This window comes from Catenulispora yoronensis, from assembly GCF_039531695.1.
Taxonomy (GTDB): Bacteria; Actinomycetota; Actinomycetes; order Streptomycetales; family Catenulisporaceae; genus Catenulispora; species Catenulispora yoronensis.
In genome coordinates this window covers 143,956-160,879 of record NZ_BAAAQN010000017.1, presented here as the reverse complement: position 1 = coordinate 160,879, position 16,924 = coordinate 143,956, and the positions used below count along the sequence as shown (strand labels likewise).

Annotated in this window: 19 protein-coding genes, 1 tRNA gene and 1 pseudogene; 15 read left to right on the top strand and 6 right to left on the bottom strand. The window is 67.7% G+C overall.

The genetic code is table 11. The annotated features are described in order from the left end of the window. Positions 1–568, bottom strand: a pseudogene (locus ABD481_RS16735) (hypothetical protein); the annotation flags it as partial. Between the two features lie 188 nt (positions 569–756). Between ABD481_RS16735 and ABD481_RS16730 the strand changes: the two are divergent. Continuing rightward, positions 757–1,272, top strand: coding sequence for a VOC family protein (locus tag ABD481_RS16730; RefSeq protein WP_344666590.1), 516 nt, complete (start codon positions 757–759; stop codon positions 1,270–1,272). A 123-nt stretch (positions 1,273–1,395) separates the two neighbouring features. Here ABD481_RS16730 and ABD481_RS16725 read toward each other — a convergent pair whose 3' ends face one another. Further along, the gene (locus tag ABD481_RS16725) at positions 1,396–1,710 is read right to left on the bottom strand and encodes a DMT family transporter (protein ID WP_344666589.1); all 315 of its coding nucleotides are present in this window, start codon (positions 1,708–1,710) and stop codon (positions 1,396–1,398) included. A 144-nt stretch (positions 1,711–1,854) separates the two neighbouring features. Between ABD481_RS16725 and cmk the strand changes: the two genes are divergently transcribed. The 8 genes from cmk (at position 1,855) to ABD481_RS16685 (ending at position 7,543) form a co-directional block, all read left to right on the top strand. Beyond that, the gene (gene cmk / locus ABD481_RS16720; protein ID WP_344666588.1) at positions 1,855–2,583 is read left to right on the top strand and encodes a (d)CMP kinase; all 729 of its coding nucleotides are present in this window, start codon (positions 1,855–1,857) and stop codon (positions 2,581–2,583) included. Beyond that, positions 2,580–3,434, top strand: coding sequence for a lysophospholipid acyltransferase family protein (locus ABD481_RS16715; RefSeq protein WP_344666587.1), 855 nt, complete (start codon positions 2,580–2,582; stop codon positions 3,432–3,434). Before cmk ends, ABD481_RS16715 begins: the two co-directional genes overlap by 4 nt. Positions 3,435–3,516: 82 nt before the next feature. Further along, on the top strand, positions 3,517–4,974 hold the full coding sequence (gene der / locus ABD481_RS16710) for a ribosome biogenesis GTPase Der (protein WP_344666586.1): 1,458 nt from the start codon (positions 3,517–3,519) through the stop codon (positions 4,972–4,974). An 88-nt stretch (positions 4,975–5,062) separates the two neighbouring features. After that, positions 5,063–5,136: transfer RNA gene (locus ABD481_RS16705), tRNA-Pro, on the top strand. 696 nt (positions 5,137–5,832) lie between these two features. Further along, positions 5,833–6,033 carry a hypothetical protein gene (locus ABD481_RS16700; RefSeq protein WP_344666585.1) on the top strand — a complete coding sequence of 67 codons (201 nt, stop codon included), beginning with the start codon at positions 5,833–5,835 and terminating at the stop codon, positions 6,031–6,033. Positions 6,034–6,373: 340 nt separating this feature from the next. Beyond that, positions 6,374–6,502, top strand: coding sequence for a hypothetical protein (locus ABD481_RS16695; RefSeq protein ID WP_344666594.1), 129 nt, complete (start codon positions 6,374–6,376; stop codon positions 6,500–6,502). Between the two features lie 92 nt (positions 6,503–6,594). Then, complete coding sequence (locus ABD481_RS16690) at positions 6,595–7,158, top strand: hypothetical protein (protein ID WP_344666584.1); 564 nt, start codon at positions 6,595–6,597, stop codon at positions 7,156–7,158. After that, positions 7,148–7,543: a hypothetical protein gene (locus tag ABD481_RS16685; protein WP_344666583.1), complete on the top strand. Its 396-nt coding sequence runs from the start codon at positions 7,148–7,150 to the stop codon at positions 7,541–7,543. The genes ABD481_RS16690 and ABD481_RS16685 overlap by 11 nt, the downstream gene beginning before the upstream one ends. Positions 7,544–7,653: 110 nt before the next feature. On the opposite strand, the gene ABD481_RS16680 is transcribed toward ABD481_RS16685, so the two are convergent. The 3 genes from ABD481_RS16680 to ABD481_RS16670 form a co-directional block, all read right to left on the bottom strand. After that, positions 7,654–8,055, bottom strand: a complete 402-nt coding sequence (locus tag ABD481_RS16680) for a hypothetical protein (protein ID WP_344666582.1) — start codon at positions 8,053–8,055, stop codon at positions 7,654–7,656. Positions 8,056–8,155: 100 nt separating this feature from the next. Then, positions 8,156–8,815 carry a hypothetical protein gene (locus ABD481_RS16675; RefSeq protein WP_344666581.1) on the bottom strand — a complete coding sequence of 220 codons (660 nt, stop codon included), beginning with the start codon at positions 8,813–8,815 and terminating at the stop codon, positions 8,156–8,158. Further along, entirely contained in the window at positions 8,808–9,326 is a 519-nt protein-coding gene (locus ABD481_RS16670) for a hypothetical protein (RefSeq protein ID WP_344666580.1), read from the bottom strand. Before ABD481_RS16670 ends, ABD481_RS16675 begins: the two co-directional genes overlap by 8 nt. A gap of 682 nt (positions 9,327–10,008) precedes the next feature. Between ABD481_RS16670 and ABD481_RS16665 the strand changes: the two genes are divergently transcribed. From ABD481_RS16665 to ABD481_RS16640, 6 genes are all read left to right on the top strand, one after another. Further along, the gene (locus tag ABD481_RS16665; protein ID WP_344666579.1) at positions 10,009–10,998 is read left to right on the top strand and encodes a DUF932 domain-containing protein; all 990 of its coding nucleotides are present in this window, start codon (positions 10,009–10,011) and stop codon (positions 10,996–10,998) included. A gap of 59 nt (positions 10,999–11,057) precedes the next feature. Then, positions 11,058–12,788 carry a ParB/RepB/Spo0J family partition protein gene (locus ABD481_RS16660; RefSeq protein WP_344666578.1) on the top strand — a complete coding sequence of 577 codons (1,731 nt, stop codon included), beginning with the start codon at positions 11,058–11,060 and terminating at the stop codon, positions 12,786–12,788. A 311-nt stretch (positions 12,789–13,099) separates the two neighbouring features. Continuing rightward, entirely contained in the window at positions 13,100–13,501 is a 402-nt protein-coding gene (locus ABD481_RS16655) for a hypothetical protein (protein ID WP_344666577.1), read from the top strand. Between the two features lie 333 nt (positions 13,502–13,834). Continuing rightward, positions 13,835–14,299: a hypothetical protein gene (locus ABD481_RS16650; RefSeq protein WP_344666576.1), complete on the top strand. Its 465-nt coding sequence runs from the start codon at positions 13,835–13,837 to the stop codon at positions 14,297–14,299. Positions 14,300–14,705: 406 nt separating this feature from the next. Further along, positions 14,706–15,152, top strand: a complete 447-nt coding sequence (ssb, locus tag ABD481_RS16645; RefSeq protein ID WP_344666575.1) for a single-stranded DNA-binding protein — start codon at positions 14,706–14,708, stop codon at positions 15,150–15,152. Between the two features lie 331 nt (positions 15,153–15,483). Continuing rightward, on the top strand, positions 15,484–16,098 hold the full coding sequence (locus ABD481_RS16640; RefSeq protein ID WP_344666574.1) for a hypothetical protein: 615 nt from the start codon (positions 15,484–15,486) through the stop codon (positions 16,096–16,098). A gap of 122 nt (positions 16,099–16,220) precedes the next feature. On the opposite strand, the gene ABD481_RS16635 is transcribed toward ABD481_RS16640, so the two are convergent. Next, on the bottom strand, positions 16,221–16,739 hold the full coding sequence (locus tag ABD481_RS16635; RefSeq protein ID WP_344666573.1) for a hypothetical protein: 519 nt from the start codon (positions 16,737–16,739) through the stop codon (positions 16,221–16,223). Positions 16,740–16,924 lie beyond the last annotated feature (185 nt).

Genomic DNA, 16,924 nt, shown 5'->3' with positions numbered 1-16,924 from the left:
CGCCCGCTCCGATCGGCACGCCCGCGGCACCCGCCGCCCGCGCACCGCCCGGGCCGCCCGGGCCGCCGGGGCCGCCGGGGCCGCCCACGCCGACGCCCTCACCACCTGCGCCGCCCGCGCCACCAGTTCCCGCGCCGGCCGCGCCGCCCATTCCCGCGCCGCCACCTCCGACGACGCCCACCGCCCCGCCGACCGCCCCGACCGCCCCGGCCGCCGGCCGCCCCACGCCACCCGGCGCCGACACCGGCGAGCTGCCCAGCAGCAACGCCTCCGTCCGCCCGGCGCTCTCGGCGACCGGCACCTGCGCGGTGATCAGCCAGATCCGTCCGGCGTCCTCCACCAGGTCCACCACCGGCAGCGTCCCGGGCAGCATCCCGGCGCGGGCGGCGACCACCCGCTCGATCAGCCGGTCCACGGCCCCGGCCGGCTTCAGCAGCCCGGCCTCGAACCGCAGCACCCCCAGCGTTCCGCCGTCGGCGCCGGTGGCGGAATACCAGACACCGTTCGGGCTCCGCAGCAACTCCGCGCCGAGCTTCAAGCCCATGCCCGGCAGTCCGGCCTCGCTCAACGCACTCCCCCAGATTTCCGTCTGTGTGCGTCCGGCGGCCGCCCCACTTCGCGGCCCCGACGCCTCTCCCCTACCCCCACCCGTCTGCGGCGACGCCAGCAGGCACCGCCCGCAGAAGGCCACGCTTGCGGCAGTGTAGAGCGTCCCGGACGATGGAGGCGTCCCTCCTCGGAGAAAGCGGCCCTGACATGCCCGTGACCCGCCTGAACCACGCGGTGCTGTTCGTCCGCGAACTCCCCCGCAGCCTGGCGTTCTATCGCGACGTCCTGGGCTTCGAGGTCCTGATCCAGGCGCCGACAGCGGCCTTCCTGCGCGCGCCGGGCTCCACCAATGACCACGATCTGGGACTGTTCGCCATCGGCTCCGACGCCGCCTCCTCCGAGGCCGGCCGCGGCCGCGTCGGCCTGTACCACCTGGCCTGGGAGGTCGACACCCTGGCCGAGCTGGCCCGGTTCGCCGAGCTGCTGAGCGAGCACGGCGCGCTGGTCGGCGCCAGCGACCACGGCACGACCAAGGCCCTGTACGCGCACGACCCGGACGGCCTGGAGTTCGAGATGTCCTGGCTGGTCCCGGCCGAGCACGTGGCCGGCGCCCGGCTGCCGGAGGGCACCGTCACACTGCCGCTGGACCTGGAGCGGGAGATCGAGCGGTACGGGGCGCGGACCCGGGGCGGGGTCGGGGTCTCGCACGTGGTCGTGCCCTGACGCGCCTTCCGCTCTCTCCCCAGCCCTTCCTTCCGCTCTCCCCCTCAGCCCTTCCCCAGCCCCTCCCTCAGCCCCTTAGTGCCTCAGGCCCTCAGGCCCTCAGGCCCTCAGGCCCTCAGGCCCTCAGTGCAGCACTTTGAGACCCACGACACACCCGACGATTCCAGCCAGCAGCACCAGCTTCGCCGCCGACACCGCCTCGCCGTCGAACACCATCCCGTAGGCCACCGTCAGCACCGCCCCGATGCCGACCCACACCGCGTAGCCGGTGCCGATCGGCAGCGTCCGCAGGGCGTAGGCCAGACCGGCCATGCTCAGCAGCAGCCCGGCCACGAACACCGCCGTGGGCCCGAACCGGTGGAAGCCGTCGGACTTGCCCAGAGCCGTGGCCCACACCGCCTCCATGCACCCGGACACCACCAGGACGATCCAAGCCACCGCACACCTCGCCTTTCCTCCGATGATTCATCCAATCAACGTCGGACGCCGAAGGCTAATGCGGAGCCGTCCGCCCATCGGCACCCGATAGTCTTGACGGGCCGCCGATCCGCACTCCCGATCACACCGCTTGGAGTCCACCGCATGTCCCTGCCCAGCGCGAACACCCTGTCCCGGATAGTCGTCGCGGTCGACGGCCCGTCGGGGTCGGGCAAGTCGAGCGTGTCGCGCGGGGTCGCGGCCAAGCTGGGGCTGCGCTACCTGGACACCGGCGCGCAGTACCGCGCGGTCACCTACTGGATGCTGCAGAACAAGGTCGACCTGGCCGATCCGGCGGCGATCGCCGTCGACGCCGCGGTCCCGGCGATCGTCTCCGGCACCGACCCGGGCGCGCCGGCCATCACCGTGGACGGCGAGGACGTCGCGGCCGCGATCCGTGAGGCCGACGTCACCGGCGCGGTCAGCGCGGTGGCCGCGGTCCCGGCGGTGCGGGCCCGGCTGATCGCGCTCCAGCGGGAGATCATCGGCGCCGGCGGCATCGTGGTCGAGGGCCGCGACATCGCCGCCGTGGTGGCGCCGGACGCGGCGGCCAAGGTGTTCCTGACCGCCAGCGAGGACGCCCGGGCGCGGCGGCGCAACACCGAGAACGGCGGCGGCTCGGGCACCGTGGCCGCCACCCGCGAGGCGCTGACCCGGCGCGACACCGTCGACAACCGCACCAACGCGCTGGCCGCCGCGCCGGGCGCGATCGTGGTCGACGCCACCGAGCTGACACTGGAGCAGGTGATCGACAAGGTCGCCGGTATCGTCATCCACGCGGCCGCGGGCGCAGCTCCGGGGGCCGACTCCCAGGGGGTGGGACTCACCAGATGAAGGTTCTCCGCGAGCTTCCGCACCGGTCGGGCCGACCGGGCCGTCCGGACCGATCCGACCGGGGCCGACTCGGCCCGCACGGCCTCGGCACCGGCTCAGGGTCCGGCACCGGCTCGGGCACCGGCACCGCGCCGGTACCCGGGTCCGCATCCGGGTCCGCACCCGCGCCCATGCCCAGCGCCCGCGGCGCCCGCCGCGCGCACCGCATCGGCGTGCCGCTGATGCACTCGCTGTGGCACGTGGCCCAGCACGGCACCGCCAACTTCCCGGCCGACGGCCCGGTGCTGCTGGCGGGCAACCACACCAGCTTCCTGGACGGTCCGCTGATCGCCGGAGTGGCGCCGCGCCCGGTGCACTTCCTGATCAAGAAGGAGATGTTCGTCGGACCCCTGGGCCCGATACTGGAGCGCGGGTTCGGCCAGATCCCGATCGACCGGTCGCACCCGGACCGCGCGGCGATCCAGTCCGCACTGGCGACGCTGCGCTCCGGCGGCGTCCTGGGCGTGTTCCCGGAGGGCACCCGCACCACCGGCGAATTCGAGTCGGTCCACAACGGCCTGGCGTACTTCGCCCTGGCCACCGGCGCCCCGGTGGTGCCCGTGGCCTGCCTGGGCACCGCGACCCGCGGCCGCTCGGTCGGCTCCCTGCCGACCCCCCGCACCCACCTGGACCTGGTGTACGGAACACCGGTGAGCCTGGCGGAGTTGTCCCAGGGGTCCGAGGGCCTGGGCCGCCGGCAGCGGATCGCCGCGATCAGCGAGGAGCTGCGGGTCCGCCTGGCGGCGCACGTCCAGTACGCCAGGCAGCTCACCGGGCGCGACAATGAAAGACAGACACGGACGCACGACTGACGCGCTCCGGTCGGCGGCCCAGGCGTCCACGGACGTCCGGACCGCCGACCGAACGCTTTTACGAAGACATGAGGAATCCCTGATGCAGCCCGAGACCGAGGACTACACCCCCGGCGACTCCGGCGAGGAGTACTTCGCCGAGGACTTCGACTTCGAGGCCTACGCCGAGGGTCTGGAGTCCGAGGACTGGTCCCGCGCCGACGGCGAGGCGGTCCGGCTGCCGGTGCTGGCCGTCGTGGGCCGGCCCAACGTCGGCAAGTCCACGCTCGTGAACCGCATCCTGGGCCGCCGCGAGGCGGTGGTCCAGGACGTGCCCGGCGTCACCCGCGACCGCGTGTCCTACGACGCGCACTGGAACGGCCGCCGCTTCACGCTGGTCGACACCGGCGGCTGGGAGCGCGACGTGGAGGGCATGGCCAAGGCGGTGGCCTTCCAGGCCGAAGCCGCCATCAACGCCGCCGACGCCGTCCTGTTCGTGGTCGACGCCACCGTCGGCATCACCGACACCGACGAGGCCGTGGTCCGCGTCCTGCGCCGCGCCGGCAAGCCGGTCATCCTGGCCGCCAACAAGGTCGACGACCAGCGCGCCGAGGCCGAGGCGGCCACCCTCTGGAACCTGGGCCTGGGCGAACCCTTCGCCGTCTCCGCCCTCCACGGCCGCGGCTCCGGCGACCTCCTGGACGCCGTCCTCGACGTCCTGCCCGAGACCCCCACCCTCCGCTTCGGAGAGCTCCTGGGAGGACCCCGCCGCGTAGCCCTGGTCGGCAAACCCAACGTCGGCAAAAGCTCCCTGCTCAACAAACTGGCCGGCGAGGAACGCGTCGTCGTCGACCCCACAGCGGGCACCACCCGCGACCCCGTCGACGAACTGATCGACCTGGGCGGCAAAACCTGGCGCTTCGTCGACACAGCCGGCATCCGCCGCCGCGTCCACCAAACCTACGGAGCCGACTTCTACGCCTCCCTCCGCACCCAAGGCGCCATCGAGAAAGCCGAAGTAGCGGTGGTCCTGGTAGACGCCAGCGACACCCTGACCGAACAGGACCTCCGCATCATCACCATGGTCGCCGAAGCCGGCCGAGCCCTGGTGATCGCCTACAACAAGTGGGACCTCATGGACGAGGAACGCCGCTTCTACCTGGAACGCGAAATCGAACGCGACCTCGTCCAAGTCCGCTGGGCCCCCCGCGTCAACCTCGCCGCCCGCACCGGCCGCCACGTCGACAAACTGGTCCCGGCCCTCGAACAAGCCCTGGAAGGCTGGGAAACCCGCGTCCCCACCGCCAAACTCAACGCCTTCCTAGGCACCCTGGTAGCCGAACACCCCCACCCCCTCCGCGGCGGCAAACAACCCCGCATCCTCTTCGGCACCCAAGCCTCAACCCGCCCCCCCCGCTTCGTCCTCTTCGCCTCCGGCTTCATCGAAGCCAGCTACCGCCGCTTCATCGAACGCCGCCTCCGCGAAGAGTTCGGCTTCACAGGCTCCCCCATCCAAATCTCCGTCAAAGTCCGCCAAAAGAACCGCGACCGCAAGAAATAGGACACGCCCCCCACCCCAGGGGTTAACCGATGTGATTCCAACCCCCCAGGTGCGGTATGGTCTTCCTGCTCGCCGATACGGCGAGCGGCGGGCTGTAGCGCAGCTTGGTAGCGCACTTGACTGGGGGTCAAGGGGTCGCAGGTTCAAATCCTGTCAGCCCGACGTCGTTTTCGCAGGTGAGAGGCCTGGCTCCATGATCGGAGCCGGGCCATTTCGCATTCATGTCCGCAAAATGTCCGCACGGTCGACCGGATCCACGCTGACACGCGGTGAGACGGTCTGACACAGCCCCCACCTGGGAATTTGAACCTGCCAACGGTCGCGCGAGTGCGGACACGAGGCCATCTATAACGATACTGTTTCGGTCTTGGCCGGCCAGTGCGATTTGCCCCTTTCAATCACCTAACCCGGACCCCGGCGGTATGGCGAAAGCGCGCATCGGCGGCCGGCCGCCGACCTCGGCTCAGCGCTGGCCCTGCAGGCCCCACCCCACTAGGCTCGCGGGTTCCCACGACGAGCCCATGAACGAGGTGCCACCACGGCTCACGCAGAACACAGTGGAGAGCGACGGATAGAACCCTGTGTGGTTGCGGCGCGGAGCCCAAGGGGGAAACCGGCTCTAAGGCCGGGCTGGTTCGCAACCAACCAGATAGGAGAAGACCATGGAAATGGTCATCGTGTCCGTCCCGCAGGTGCTTCAGGGCCATGACGTGCCCAGGGTCGCCTGGCGGCCTGCCGGCGGTCCAAGCGGCAGCGCCGGGCCCGGCGCAAGCGTCCGGGCCGCAGTAGCCGGGGCCGTCGGTGACGGCCCGGCGGGGCCGGCCCCGCTGCTGCCCGGATACGGTCCTTAAGCAGGTGATGGCGCTGCGCATGATGGGCGCCACCTACCAGCAGATCGCCGACGCGATGAACACCGCCGGCGTCGCCACCCCTGGCGGCGGGCCGCAGTGGTACCCGTCCTACGCCTACCGGCAGCTGCGCACACGCGAAGCCGGATTCGGGGCCGACGACTTCGTCGCCCTCGACCGTCGGCGCCGCGCGGCGCCTCCCATCGGTTAGTAACTTGGCCCGGCCGGTCGGCTCGAGACGACCCGACCGGCCACTCGGCATCTGGCTTCGATCTGCAGCAGGTCAAGGTCGGCCTCGACCCGGAGCTTCCCGATCAGGGCCGGGCCCTGCTCAGGTCGACTCCGGCCGCAGTCGACTGTCAGCAGACCAGAACCCTGCAGCCTGGGGCTATGGGGTGGACGTAGGTGGAGTGCTCGCCTGTGAGGGGGCCGCCATCCCATCCCGCGTTCTGGTGAGGCCGCCGCCCACGTGTCGGGCCGTATCTGGGCCGTACGAGGCCGGGAGGGATTGACCGGAAGTGACAACTGAAGCAAGTACTCAGTCAGCTCGGGTGGCGCGAACCACGCCACAGTTCGCGGACAACCTCCGTCTCTTCCTGCGCAACAAGCGGAGCGAGTGGGAGGAGTACCGGAAGCAGGTCACGCCGTACGAGCTGAACCGGTACCTGCCAGTGCTGTAGGCGGCCGCCTGTCATCCGCATGGCGGTGGGGGTAACGTTCGGGTCTGCGCAGCTGGCGTGCGATCTAGGATCCTGTCGCGCTCAATGACTGTATGAATGACCATGGGCTGGACGCGGAGCATGTCCGTCGCCTGGCGACGATCCTCGGCAAACCCGAGGCGGACGTGGCGCCGACCCTCGAGAAGATCGCCAAGGCTGGCGAGCTCGAGCTCCTCGACTACTGCACGGGCCTGGTGGTGCCCACCACCATCAGCGAAGTCCGGGCGAACCGGATCAATTACCTCCTCAAAGCCGAGATCGAGCTGCCCGAGCTCGAGACGATGGCCGCGCATCTGTTCCAGATACCCGAGTCGGCTGCGCAAAGGCTGGTCCAGGTCGCTGCATCGAGGTTCGCATACGAGTGGAACGACAGTTTCAAACGAGCTGTCAAGGATGTGCTCGAGAAGGCGGAATGGATTGCCGACAAAGCGAACCGCTACCAGCTTCTCGTCACCTCGTCGCTGGTGCGCGCCTGGATGCAGGAGCAGATCAAGGCTACTGACAAACCAGATATGGAGGATGTGAAGAAGGGCGGCTTGATCCGGCTACAGAAAGAGACCTACGAGGACCTTTGCGGTCGCGTAGGGGCGAAGAAGGTCCCGGCTCGTGCCAAGTGAGACCGACGTCGGAACGGCACTGGCCGCCATCACTCTGCTCTTGGTGTTCGTCATTGCGTACTTCTCGGCGCTGTATCCGGTGATCTCCCAAGAACTGGCCAAGGATCTGTCGGCGCCGGGAGACACTGATATGGCGGCCGCGAAGAAATCCCTTGCCAGGCATCGGAACATGCTGATCGGCGTCGCCGTCCTGAGCTTCCTGATCCTGCTGTTGATCCTGCATCCGGCATGGCGACTCCTCGGCCACTTGTCCCTCTACTGGCCTTGGAGCCACAAATATGTCATGGCGTATGGCGCACTCTTCTTGGTTGCGATATTCGTCGCCGTCTTTTTCATCGTGATAGTCATCTTCGCCGTCAAGGTGGGAAGTGCCGCAGCGAAATAGCAGGTGATGCCGACCGGCAAGGCGTCACATCCGGACCTGATTCAGACGGGCATGACGGGGCCCACTTCGACGGCCCGACCGGGGCCCACATGCGTGACGGATTCACGTAGCTAGGGGTCGTCGGACGCGGCGAACTCGATGAACGCTTCGGCTCGCCCTCGGATCAGATCCGCGGCCACCGCATGATCCGATTCCTCGCCGGCATAGTCGATGAAGACCTGGTCGTAGAGATCGATAGCCTCGGTGCCGATGCTGACGAGCAGACTGATAACCGCCGGGCGATCAGGCAGGCCCGGGGCGCTGACCAGTTGGAACAGAAACGGCACAGTCGCCGTCGTGCACCGCGTGACGTCACCTTGATGATGGACCGCGGCATAGAACCTGCTCAGAGCCTTCCCACGCTCGGCCGCGTCAGCCGAAGCGATCGACTTCAGCAGCCCCGGTACCTCCTCTGCGGTGCCGTAGGCATGGTGCATGGACGACCAGTCGACATCATCGAGTCCCGAGCGCACAGGCGGCACTATGCCCGACACGCGGGACCGCAGTCGACGCCAACGATCGCCGACCCTCGGGCACAGCACTGACGACACTGACTCAACCGCGGTGAAGGACTCACCGCAGGTCAGTGCGGTCAACGTCAAGATAGAACTCAAGCGCCCGCTTAATCACTTCCTGAGGCGAGCGCCCGACCTCGGCGGCATAGGTGCGCAACCACGCCTCTGTCTCCTCTGAGAGGAATTTCGATCGTTTGTTGAGATTCTCCAGCTTTGTAATCCACTGGCAGTTGTCGGGCCCGTAGCCCTGATCTCCGTCGATTCGATCTAGTTCCTTGCCCTCCATGTAGCCGTTCACAAGAGCCCAGTCACGGAACACCACGAAGCTATCGCGCCATTCCGGGCACACGGTGATGCCGCGGCCGACGTATCGATGAGCCGCTTTGGTCTTCGTGCTGGTAGTGCGATGCTTCATACTCGCCCAGACGCCATAGAGCTGCGTCTTGTGCTCGCCGTGGGAAGTGAGCCGTTGGCTCAGCTTCTCGCTGTGGATGCAGCCGCAGCTAGATGTGTTGCCAGACCGCAGGGATGCCAGCCGGAGCTCCTTAACAGTTTGGGCATCGCAGCGGCACTGAACCAGGACCCAGGACTCACGTTCACCGTCTGGCTTGGGACGGTATCCGAGCATCTCCAGGATGGTCAGTCTTCCGTAGACGTCGCCGACCTTCGCCGGCGGTCGCTGCCCCTCATTGCCGGCGGCAGGTGTTTCCCTAGACATGCCAGGCCCTTGACTTAACATGTTCGCGGTAGGCATCGAGCGCTCGATGGATGATCGCGTAGGTGTCGACGCCATCGATGGCGGCTCGCTCCTCCAATGCGGTCGCCAGCGGCGTCGGCAGATATCGAGTACGGTTCAAGAGATTCTCCAGGTCGGTGATCCATCGGCAGTTCTCTGGACCGTAGCCCGCATCGTTATCGATGCGATCGATGGAAAGGCCCTCGGCGTAGCCGTTTGAACGAGCCCAGGCCGCGAATACCAGATAGTTGTCCCACGAGGGGTCGACCGTGATACCGCGGCCACCGTAGGCCGCCCGCTTCGTCGACGTCGGATTAGAGCATCGCTCCCGCATGTTTGCCCAGACGCCGTGCAGCTTGCTGCGAGATTCCCCGTGATACCGGTAGCGCTCGTACTCCTGCACGCGACCGTTCCAGACGCGCTTGACCTTGATTCGTTCCTCAGGGTCGGGATTCGGGCTGAGGTAGCAGTATCCGCAGGATGTGTTCGTCATCCGCTCCAGATCGTCTTCACGGACGTCACGAGGCTCGTCGCAGCCTACACACTGAAGTTTTACGTAGTAGCGATTTCGCGTCGAGGACCGTCCGCTCTGCCCCGCAACCTGTTTCGCCACTGGAAGGCCGACTACCTCATAGATCCCGAGTTGGGTTCCGATGGGTGTTGGGACACGTGTACGAGCAGGCATACTGCGTTCTCCTGGTTGACGAGTAGCAAAATCATCACGGACTGCGACTGGACGTACAGTAGCTCCACGCAGCGACAAGTTGAGTTCGATCGGGACGGGCTCCACCCGTCCGCAGAAGCGGCCGATGTTCGCGATCGTTCCGTGTCGCTGTGCTTCTAGGCCCTTCCGCTGCCCATTCTCCGGGGCCGGCCAGCCGCATCAAGGGCGCTACGCGTCGCTTCGCGATCGGCCTTCGGCCGACCCTTGACCCGGCCGGCCTCTTAGCCCCGGACCCGGCAGCAGCTATGGAAGGGCCGGCGAGGAGTGGTCGGGGGCTCCCAACTGCGTGAGATTTCGCTCCATCCCTGGCTAGCGGAATCATCTGACTCCCTATCTGACCTGCCAAATCACTTGACGTACACTCTAAAATGATGTAAATTAAGAGATGTCGGAAGGGCGGCAACCCGAACGACAGCCCAGGACTTGAGACCAGAGGAAGGCAGCACAGAGCATGGCTCATCTGTTGGAGCAGTTCCGCGATGGCAGCACCGCTTTCGCCACCGCCCGCGAGGACGCATGGCACCAGCTCGGCACGGTCACCCGCGACGCGATGACCGCCGAGGAAGCGCTAAGCGTCGCGTTCCTGGCCGGTTGGAACGTCCGCAAGCTCCCGTTGACCGCAAGTGAGATCACGGAGGACGGCGTCACCCCCGTGGCCGTGCCGGATCGGTTCGCCACCGCGCGAACCAACCCGAAGACCGGCCGTACTGACTATCTCGGCGTCGTCGGCCCGGACTACACGCCAGTTCAGAACGAAGAGAACTGCCAGATCATGAACACTCTGGTTGACGCGTCCGGAGCGCACTTCGAGACTGCCGGATCGCTCCGCGAAGGTCGCCAGGTTTTCATCACGATGCGACTGCCCGAGACCATGACGATCGCGGGCACCGATCGCCACGACTTCTACATAGCCGGACTGAACTCCCATGACGGCACCGGCGCGTACAAGCTGATCGTGACCCCTGTCCGGATCGTGTGCGCCAATACGCAGGCTCTCGCCTTGGACCGCGCCCGCTACTCGTTCTCCATCCGTCACACGGAGAGCGCCCGCGCAAAGATCGCCGAGGCCCGTAAGGCACTGGGACTGATGTTCCGCTACGTCGAGGAGTTCGAGAAGGCCGCCGAGCGGATGGTCAACGAGACGCTTGCACTCGGGGAGTTCGAGAAGGTGTGCCGCGAGCTGTGGCCGCTGGACAAGGATCCCAGCCCGCGCAAGAAGGCGAACGACGCAAAGCGGATGGGCCACCTGCGCCGCCTATTCGAGTACGCCCCGACCAACGCAAATATCCGGGGTACCCGCTGGGCGGGAGTTCAGGCGATCGGTGAGTACTTGGATCACTACGCTCCCGCGAAGACTGACACCGTTCGCGCACACCGGGTGCTGACGTCGTCCGACGTGACGAACCTGAAACAGGACGCGTACCGGCTGCTGTCGGTCTGATCTGCCCTTGTCCGGCCGGACTACGGCCCGGCCGGACCCTCTCTCATCACCTTCACGGCTTGCGCCGGGGCGGCAACCCCGACGTGGCCGATCCCAAGACCACCGACCAGAAGGGCGTTTCCGCCATGACCGTCACCATCACCCAGCCGGAAGCCGACGCCGCGGACGCCGCGCCAGCCGATAGCGCCACAGCGGCACCCGAGCAGCAGCCCGAAGGAATCGCCGAGACACCGCAGCCGCAGGAAGCCGTCATGATCCCGCTGGCCGCGCTGATCGTCCACCCCGGCAACGTCCGCAAAAACCTCAACCTCAACAGGGAGTTCATCGCCAGCATCAAGGCCGAGGGCATCATCGAGCCCTTGGAGATCACCGCGTCCGCCACGCCGGGCCTCTATAACCTGATCGACGGGCACCGCCGCATGGCCGGTGCTTTCAAGGCCAAGCATTCGGCCGTGCCCTGTGTCTTCAAGGCCGCACGTGCCGACGACGTCGCCGGTCAGTTCCTCGACATGGTGATGACCTCCCGCCACAAGGAGAAGCTGACGACGCAGGAGGAGGCGAACGCGTTGTTCGCCGCCTACGAGGCCGGAGCCGACATTAACCGGCTCGCCAAGGCATACGGCAAGAAGGAGACCGTCAATGCGGCACTAAAGGCCGCCACGCTCCCTGCCGAGACGCAAGAGGCCGCCGCCAAGACCGCCGCCGAAGCTGAGTACGCGTGGACCGTGGAGCAGCTTGCCGCGCTGTCGGAGTTCGCCGACGATGCCGAAGCGACTGCGCGTCTGCTCGAAGCCTTCAACGAAGACCAGTTCGCGTGGCAGGCGGAGCGGGAGCGCGCAGACCGCGCCGAGTCCTCCGCCCGCCAGGAGATCCGCGAGCTGCACAAGACCGCAGGCGTGATGCTGTACGAGTACGACGACGCCCCGGCCGGTCTGGTGAAGCTGGCCACCATGCCGACCACGGGAGGAAAGGGCATCGAGCCCGAGGCGCACGCCGCGTGTCCCGGACACGTCGCCGTCTTCGAGCGCTACGGAACCCCGCGCGTGTTCTACGCCTGCGCCGACTCGGAGACGTGCGAGCACATCGACCGCGAACACTTCACCGTCCCCGCCGTCCCGGTCTTGCCGACGAACGCCGAAGCGGTCCTCATGGACGCCGCCAAGAAGGCCGAGGAGTCCGCGAGGCGCAAGCGGGTGATCAAGGGGAACACCGATTGGCGCGCGGCCCGCACGGTGCGGCACAAGTGGCTTGCCGACCTTATGGCGCGCACGTCGCTATCGCGGGAGGACACCGACGCGATCACCAGGTGGACCGCCGAGAACTACCTGCGAATGTCCTGGGTCGTAAGCAGCGGGATCAGCGGGTACGTCGGGCAGGCCGACCTGAAGGCCGAACTGCTCGGGGTCAAGAACCCGAACTGGTCGGAGCTGACCGCCAAGGCATCGGCCAAGCGTCTCCTGCTGTTCACCTTCCTGCCCCTGGTCACCGCATACGAGAAGAACATGCACGACCAGCAGTGGCGGACCGACGGCCGGTATGACTACCGGTCCGAGCGCGAGCAGGCCGCCGCGTGGCTGACATTCCTGATGTCCCTGGGCTACAAGATCTCGCCGATCGAGCGTGCCGTCCTGGAGGGACGCGACTACGCCCCAGGCACCCCGGCCCCGGCCGAATCCAGCCTTGAGAACGAGGACGGTCAGGACGAAGCAGACGACGCCGACCCGCAGGACGAGACCGCTCCGGACGAGAACGGCCCCGGCCTGAACCGGGATGGGTCTGACCAGGACTGACCCGCCCCCACGGCGGGCCGGGAACGCATCCCGGCCCGCCCGCCCCGGACCGTCTGCGGACCACTCGCCCCGACCGGTCAACGCCAGCCCATCAGCAGCGGCCGGCGTGCTGCACACGGGCATCGAGCCCTCCGCAGCACCACGGTGCATCGCGGCTCCCGACTTCGGCCCACCTCCGGCGTTCCCTCCCCGACTCTCAATACGGCCTGCCGCAGTTCCCGTTCAAGGAGCATTACCGTGACCGCTACCCAAACCCTGGCGCGCACCGGCTTGCAGGTCCCTGCGACCTACCGTCGCACAGAGCGCGCGCGATGAGCCCGGGCCACAAGACAGCCGTCGAGCGCCGCAGCTTCCGCGACTGGTGCGCCTATCGCGAGCAGGTAGACACCGAATCGGCGCCAAAACAGGTCGCGAAGTTCCGCGTCAGTCGCGAGAGCGGCAACCGCAGCGGTGTCTGGATCTACTTCGCCAAATACCACGAGGGCATCCGCATCGGCGCAATCGAGTCGACCCGCGTCGAGACCAGCCGCACCCGGTACAGCTACCGCTACACGGCGATCTCCGATGTCCACTACAGCCCGGCCGGTACCAGTGCGGCCGAGCCCACCGTCAGCGGCTTCCACGAACAGCCCGAGGCCGCAGCATTCCTGTACGGCTGCTGGATCGAACGTCGCGGCAGATTCTTCACACCCGGTCCCCCAGACGAGGTGTAGCCGGTGCTTCGAAACGGGAGGTCGGTGAGCGGCGGGTCCGCCTCGATGAAGCGGTACCGGCTAGCACGGTCCCCCGGCAAGGGCCCCGACGCATCACCTGGCCCCGCGACGACCCAGGACGCCCGACCAGAGGTGGGCTTCTTCATCCGTCGCGAGACTTGGCACCAAGCCTACGCTGCGCCAGCAGGACGAACCCAATCCGATCGCGACAGGAGCACCCCTGGTGGACGCCCTAGACTCGGTAGCCGACCGGCACCGCCGGCCCGTCTCACGCCGCGCGTCCCTCGATCGTTCGGCGCGGACGCCCCCGCCGCGCCGAGGAGGCCCACCGTCGTGCTCCACGAGTTCGCCGGCCGCAAGGTCGTCGACCGCGCCGCCATGGTGGCCGCAGGCATCGGCGCCTCCACAATCGCCGCCCAGTACAAGAACCGGGCCGAGACCGGCTTCCCGGAGAAGGCAACCAAACACCAGCGCGTCGACTACTGGTTCGCCGACGAGTGGGAGAGATGGCTGGCCAGCTACCGCAGCGCGAAGGCCGCGGCGCTCAGCACCGTCAACCGCGTGGGCGAGCGGGACGATCTGCTGAGTGCGAAGGAGAGCGCGGCGGTTTTGGGGGTGTCGTACCCCACGTTCCGGTCGGGCGTCTCGCGCGGCTACTACCCCGAGGCCGACGACTACGAAGGCGCCCGGCCCCGCTGGAAGCGCGGGACCCTGCTGGACGCCGCTGACGCGAGGCCCGGCCACGGAAGTCCGCGCTCGGGTGTCCGCAAGTCCCGGACAACCGACAGCGACGACTGACCGACCGCCGAGCGTCGGGGATGACGGTCGTGAACAACGACTCCGCGCCCTGATTGCTGGTTGCCTCATCGCTCCGCGCTGCCCCATGATCCGGGGTCGCGAGCCGTCGTCAAGGGCGCTTCGCGTCGCTACGCGAGCAGGCTTCGCCCGCCCCTGGACTCCGGCTCGCTCTGGGCCCCGGACCCACTGGCAGCTATCGCGGAGCGGACGAGAGCGAGCGATCCAACGTTCGAGCACCCTCGTCCGAGGCGCCTGAGATCGCAGGTCACGGGCCCGTAACAGTCCACTGAAACATGGTCGACAGGCTTGCGCCGATTGACCAACTGATGTAAATTAAGAGATGTCAGAGGGGCGGCAACCCCGAAGACGAACCCAGGACGAACTACCAGGGCAAAGGACCATCCTCATGATCGGCAACACCGTCACACTGGTCGGCAACCTCACCGACGCCCCCTCGATCCGCTTCCTCGACAACGGCAGCAGCGTCGCCAACTTCAACCTCGCCGTCACCGAGCGCGTCTTCGACAAGTCCTCGAACGAGTGGAAGGACGGCGACACGGTGTTCGTCCGCTGCGGTGTGTGGAAGTCGGCTGGTGCCGAGAACGTGGCTGAATCACTGCCGAAGGGCTCGCGCGTCATCGTGACCGGCAAGCTGCGGCAGCACAACTACACCACCGACAACGGCGAGAACCGCTCGGTCCTGAACCTGGAAGTCGAGGAGATCGGCGTCTCGCTCCGCTTCGCGGTCGCCAAGCCGGTCAAGGCCACCCGCGCCGCCCAGACCCCCGCGCCGAGCTCCGACCCGTGGTCGATGCCCACATCGGCCGCCGCCGGAGCCGAGCGGTCTTCCTGACTGCCGAAGCCGTGCCCGGCCAGACCCGGGCACGGCCACCGGCCATCCGCTGAACCCGGTCCGCCGACGACTACCGCCTCCACGCCCGCATCCCTCTTGCGCGGGTCCGACTGGCAACGGCGCGGCGGACCCGCATCGCGGCACACCGCACCCCGACGCACGGCACTTCGCGGTCGCGCTGCGCGTGAGCCATGCCCCGTCCCGCGCGGGAGTACTTGGCTTGCAGCCCGCCTGCTCAGGCCGAACCGCCCGAGGGACTCGGCCCCAGCAGAGCGACAACGCCGACGAGGCCGGCCAGGACGCCCAACGCCCCATCTTCAGGAGTACACCAGTGACCATCCTTGAACACTCAAACTTGTGCGCGCCGGACTCACCGCGCGACTACCACTCCCCCTGTGATCTTCCCGCTGCCAGTCTCACCGAACTGGACGCGCTGTTCCGCGACATGGGCGATCTGATCGAATCGACGCTTGATCGGTGCACGTGGGCCGAAGACGAGATCGAAGCCGCCCAACTGCGCCACGGCGAATGGAAGCGCGGCCCGCTGTGGAACAGCTTTCGTCTACTGCGCCCCACGCATCAGCGCCCCTGGCCGGAACTGGTGTATCGCGCGCACTGCCAGGAACTGCTGAACCGCGTCGCCGCCGGCACCGACACACGCTCTGCCACCGACGCCGAAAAGCTCGCGGTCCTGTCCGCCGCCAGCCAAGCGGCGCCGTTGAACAGCGGAGCCGAAACCCTCTACCTCCGCATAGGAATCCGCCTCTTCCCCGACATCTTCGATGGAGTGGCCGACGTTCTCGACGTCCAAGCGTACGAGACGGTCCACGGCAGTCGCGCCGACGATTACGAGGCACAGCTCACGCGCAAGCTGGCCCAGCCATGGCGTACGAATGGCACCACCGCCAACGAGGTCGAACAGCAGCACATCTCGCCGCAGGAGTGAGCCCACCACACGTGGCACGAGCGCACCGGACACAGTCCGGTGCGCTCGACTGCTGCCCACCGGGCGCAGATCCAACCGGTCAGGTCATGGCTGACGCGGCGGGATCGTTCGGCGAGTCAGCGCTACGCCGTCCTCTGCAGGCTCCAGCGTCGCGATTCCTCGGCTTCATCTCGACCGCGACCGCCGAAGGGATCCGCATCGGCAGGCAGTGAGCCGCCGTGGCCCGCTCGCAGTGGCGAGCGGGCCATTGGCGTGTTCGCCTCGTTATCGACGTTCACAGGACCATCCGTCCGAGTCTGCGCCAGCAGGCCCCGCAGAGCACTCACACTCAGGCCGCATTGCTCGGCGATCTCCCCGTTCGTCAGGTTCAACTCACGCAGCGCCCGCACGGAGGATGCCGCCTGACGCTCGAACTCACTCGCCGATGCCTCCCCGTCGGCGAGCACCTTCTCCGCAGCCACCCGAGCGCGCCCGCGGACCCGCTCCGCCTCGAGCACCGCACCCAGCAGCGCCGCCGTCTGCGTCTCGATCTGATCGTCTAGCCGCGCCCGCGCCGCTTCCCTCGACGCCCGCAGCTCCTTCGCCCTGCGAACAGCCTCCGCCCGTGAACCAGTCGCCCGACGAGCCATCAGCACCACCAACCTTCCGTGAATAGACCATAGTCAATTTTCGAGTCGTGACTATAGACTAGATCGCATGGGAAGTGTCAAGACGCAGTCCGCCTCCGCAGACCGCCACACACAGCGCGGCGCCACATGGCGACCGCGCAATGACGCATCCCCGCGCATGACCACCCCAGCGGCCGCCCGCCGGCACGCACCCCTCA

Coding starts and splice junctions, on each gene's coding strand:
- ABD481_RS16730 (WP_344666590.1), top strand. CDS start 757: ATGCCCGTGACCCGCCTGAACCACGCGGTGCTGTTCGTCCGCGAACTC.
- cmk (WP_344666588.1), top strand. CDS start 1,855: ATGTCCCTGCCCAGCGCGAACACCCTGTCCCGGATAGTCGTCGCGGTC.
- ABD481_RS16715 (WP_344666587.1), top strand. CDS start 2,580: ATGAAGGTTCTCCGCGAGCTTCCGCACCGGTCGGGCCGACCGGGCCGT.
- der (WP_344666586.1), top strand. CDS start 3,517: ATGCAGCCCGAGACCGAGGACTACACCCCCGGCGACTCCGGCGAGGAG.
- ABD481_RS16700 (WP_344666585.1), top strand. CDS start 5,833: ATGGCGCTGCGCATGATGGGCGCCACCTACCAGCAGATCGCCGACGCG.
- ABD481_RS16690 (WP_344666584.1), top strand. CDS start 6,595: ATGAATGACCATGGGCTGGACGCGGAGCATGTCCGTCGCCTGGCGACG.
- ABD481_RS16675 (WP_344666581.1), bottom strand. CDS start 8,815: ATGTCTAGGGAAACACCTGCCGCCGGCAATGAGGGGCAGCGACCGCCG.
- ABD481_RS16670 (WP_344666580.1), bottom strand. CDS start 9,326: ATGACGAACACATCCTGCGGATACTGCTACCTCAGCCCGAATCCCGAC.
- ABD481_RS16665 (WP_344666579.1), top strand. CDS start 10,009: ATGGCTCATCTGTTGGAGCAGTTCCGCGATGGCAGCACCGCTTTCGCC.
- ABD481_RS16655 (WP_344666577.1), top strand. CDS start 13,100: ATGAGCCCGGGCCACAAGACAGCCGTCGAGCGCCGCAGCTTCCGCGAC.
- ssb (WP_344666575.1), top strand. CDS start 14,706: ATGATCGGCAACACCGTCACACTGGTCGGCAACCTCACCGACGCCCCC.